Source organism: Meiothermus luteus (assembly GCF_003574085.1).
GTDB lineage: Bacteria > Deinococcota > Deinococci > Deinococcales > Thermaceae > Meiothermus > Meiothermus luteus.
In genome coordinates this window covers 1-2,751 of sequence record NZ_QWKZ01000169.1, presented here as the reverse complement: position 1 = coordinate 2,751, position 2,751 = coordinate 1, and the positions used below count along the sequence as shown (strand labels likewise).

Genomic DNA, 2,751 nt, shown 5'->3' with positions numbered 1-2,751 from the left:
CCTGTGGGCGAAACGCGGGTGGGAAGCCTCCTCGCGCTCCTGTCCCAAGCCCTCCCCGCCTTCCCCTACGAGGCTACCCTGCGCCTTCTCTTCCACCCCCTCTTCCCCGAAAAGGCCGGCTTGGACCAGAAGGCGGCGGGCCCGGAAGGGGGAAACCACCTCCAGCCCCTGTCCAAGGAGCAGGGTGCGGGCAAAGCTTTCCAGACTCAGGTAGGGGACCTTGAGCCTCCGGGCCACCGCGCGGTTGGGAACCAAGACCTTCTCCTTCACCCCCAACACCCCCTCAAGCGGGGCGCGTGCCCTTTACCCGGCCCCGGGCATCGTAGTGGTAGACGAGGCGGCCCCGGCGCACGATGACCGTGTCCGCCGTCCAGCCCAAGAGCTCGTCCTGGGTGGATACGGAGATGGTGCCGAGGATCCGCCCCCGCTCGTCAAACACGTCCAAAACGTTGCCCCGCCTGCGCACGGATGCGATCTTCACGGCTTACTCCCCCTTTACCGTTACCAGGACCATCCGGAACACGTCCGCGTTTAGGACGAACCGCCCCCGGCCGTAGTCCCCCTCATACACCCCGTACCCCTCCGGCAGGTCCAGCCTCACCCGACGGACGTGCCGCAGGTCCCGGGTCACAAGGATCTCTCCCCTCTCGGCCAAGAGGACGTAGACACCCCCGCCGTAGGCCACGTCCGAAAGGTCCCATTCGCGCCCCACGTTGAACCGCTCCCAGGTCCGGCCGTCTTGGGAACGGAACACGTACCCCGCATTCCCCACCGCCAGGAAGCCCACCTCGCTGTACCGCACTGCGTTGAGGCGAACCGGGACTCCTATTACTTCCCAGCGCTCTCCATCCTCGGATAGGAAGATGCGAAAAGGGGCCACCGCCACGAAAACCCCTTGGCCAAAGGCCACGCCCGCCACCGTCCCCCCGGCGTCTTCCAGGATGAGCGTGCGCGTTTCCACCTGAGGGGGGCGGGCGCAGGCGGGGAGGAGGAGAAGGAGGAGGAGAACGTGGAGCAACCCAAGCGGCATACGGCCCCCTAGTCCACGGTGCGAAGCAGGAGCGTCCGCGCAAAGAGGGCCCAAAGCCGCACCTGCTCTGTCTGGGAAAACCCCCCTTCCTTGGCCTCTTTCCATAGCTTTAGGTTCAGGCGGGCCACCGGCTCCCCTTCCGGATGGACCCCGAAAAGCAGGTAGGGAAACGGAAATCCCCGCCGCGCCAGGTGGCGGAGGTGAAACAACCACTCCTCCCAATGCAGCCTCCAATGTGAGGGGAGTTCCCGCAAGGCGCGGTACCAGTGCCACCGCCACTCCTCCCAGAGCCTTTCCCAATCCTCCCCACCAAAGCCCCACGGCACCTCCTCCACCGCCAAATAGCCCTGGTACTCCGGGGGCTGGCCCGCAATGAGGCGTTGCACCAGGCGGGCCTCCTTGCCGCTGAAGCGCCGGAAAGCGATCCAGTTGGCTAGGCTCTCCTCCACGATCCGGCACCAGAGCTCCTGGTAAGGGGTGGTGCCCGTGTCCATGAGGGCGTGGCCCAGCTCGTGATAGTAGACCTTGTCCAGGACCAGGTTGGGGCTCACCCCTTCCCGCCCCGCCCAGGAAAGGATGCGCTCCGGGCACAGGAAGATGGCGGGGCCGGCGTGCCGGCGAAGGGCTTCTTCCTCCGGGTCCCCTTCCGCCCGATGGAGAAGCTCCCGCTTTTGCGCGTCATCCAGCCGGGAAACGTAGAGGCCCACGGCCACCACTTCCCGGTACTCCTCCTCCACCACTTCCCGGTACTCCTCCTGGCGCTCCGGTTCCAGGCCCTGGAGGGGCTCGCCCTCGTCCCCTTCCCTCTCCCGCCGCTCGCGGACCTCCTGGGCCCAACGACGGACCTGTTCGGGATGGAGAAACCGGAGCCGCTCCGGGGGGTAGAGGTAGTCCATCTGGCGGGGGTTGGCCAGGAAGACCGGGGTTTGCACCGCCTTCCTACCCATGCCCCCGTCCATGCGCTTCCAAAGGGCCTCCCTGGTGAAGTCCAACCCCTGCGCTTCCCGAGAACCCACGTCGGCCAGCTGGATCGGAAGGTCTTTGGTAACCTTGGTGCTAGGCATAGCTATCACCCTCCTCTACGTTAGCCGCCAAGAAAGGTCCGCGCTTTTTTTTCGCGAAACGTTCGGGAGAATGCGGCTCCTGGAGGCAGCTTTTCTCTTTTTCTGACTTTCCCCAGGTTGCCAGCCTAAGGTAGAGCGCCTATGCTTACCCCAAGCGTATGGCTTCCGAGAAAGACCCGCAGGGAAGGAGGGGGAGGAAGCGAAACCTGCTTGGCCTCGAGGCCCTGGCCGAGCTGGTGAGGAGGGGGGATGGGCCTGGGGGCTTTGAGGCGCGGCGCGCCCTTCTCCTGCTCTTCCTGGCTCTGGAGGCCCAAGAAAGGGGTCTTTGGAACGCCCCTCCCGACGACCTCAACGGTGTGGCCCGGGCGCTTCAAGGCAAATCTCAGGGCAAATCCGAGGACAAATCCGAGGGCAAATCCGAACCCGAGGGCATCCTGGGTGTTCTCCAGGAACACCTGGACACCTTACTTGCCCTAGCCCCGAAGGCGGTGCAAGGGGCCAAAGATCCCAAAAGCGCTCTCCGGAGGTTCCTCGCCAAGGGAACGGGCTACCGGGCACGGGACCTCTTCGGCCTGCTCAAGCGGGGCCTGGAGAAGGAGCTCGGGAAAAAGCCTCTAAGCGCCCCGGTTCCGCCCGCTCCCTCCTGCCCCCCTCCCC

General features: G+C 65.5%; 5 protein-coding genes. 1 reads left to right on the top strand and 4 read right to left on the bottom strand.

Translation table 11 applies throughout. From position 1 onward, the window contains the following. The 4 genes from Mlute_RS15490 to Mlute_RS14720 all read right to left on the bottom strand — a co-directional run. Positions 1-270 (bottom strand): hypothetical protein (locus tag Mlute_RS15490; protein WP_182482595.1); only part of this gene is annotated, 270 nt, incomplete at its 3' end. A 13-nt stretch (positions 271-283) separates the two neighbouring features. Continuing rightward, a complete protein-coding gene (locus tag Mlute_RS15485; RefSeq protein WP_147371128.1) occupies positions 284-481 on the bottom strand; it encodes a hypothetical protein in 198 nt (65 codons plus the stop codon). A 3-nt stretch (positions 482-484) separates the two neighbouring features. Continuing rightward, positions 485-1,030 (bottom strand): WD40/YVTN/BNR-like repeat-containing protein, encoded by a 546-nt coding sequence (locus tag Mlute_RS14725; RefSeq protein ID WP_119361287.1) that lies wholly within the window; start codon positions 1,028-1,030, stop codon positions 485-487. Positions 1,031-1,038: 8 nt separating this feature from the next. Further along, on the bottom strand, positions 1,039-2,094 hold the full coding sequence (locus Mlute_RS14720) for a hypothetical protein (protein WP_119361286.1): 1,056 nt from the start codon (positions 2,092-2,094) through the stop codon (positions 1,039-1,041). Between the two features lie 158 nt (positions 2,095-2,252). On the opposite strand from Mlute_RS14720, the gene Mlute_RS14715 reads away from it, so the two are divergent. Beyond that, a partial coding sequence (locus tag Mlute_RS14715; protein WP_147371127.1) for a hypothetical protein occupies positions 2,253-2,751 on the top strand: 499 nt, incomplete at its 3' end.

Bases quoted from the DNA above. Each gene is read 5' to 3' on its own strand.
- Mlute_RS14725 (WP_119361287.1), bottom strand. From the start codon at position 1,030: ATGCCGCTTGGGTTGCTCCACGTTCTCCTCCTCCTTCTCCTCCTCCCC.
- Mlute_RS14720 (WP_119361286.1), bottom strand. From the start codon at position 2,094: ATGCCTAGCACCAAGGTTACCAAAGACCTTCCGATCCAGCTGGCCGAC.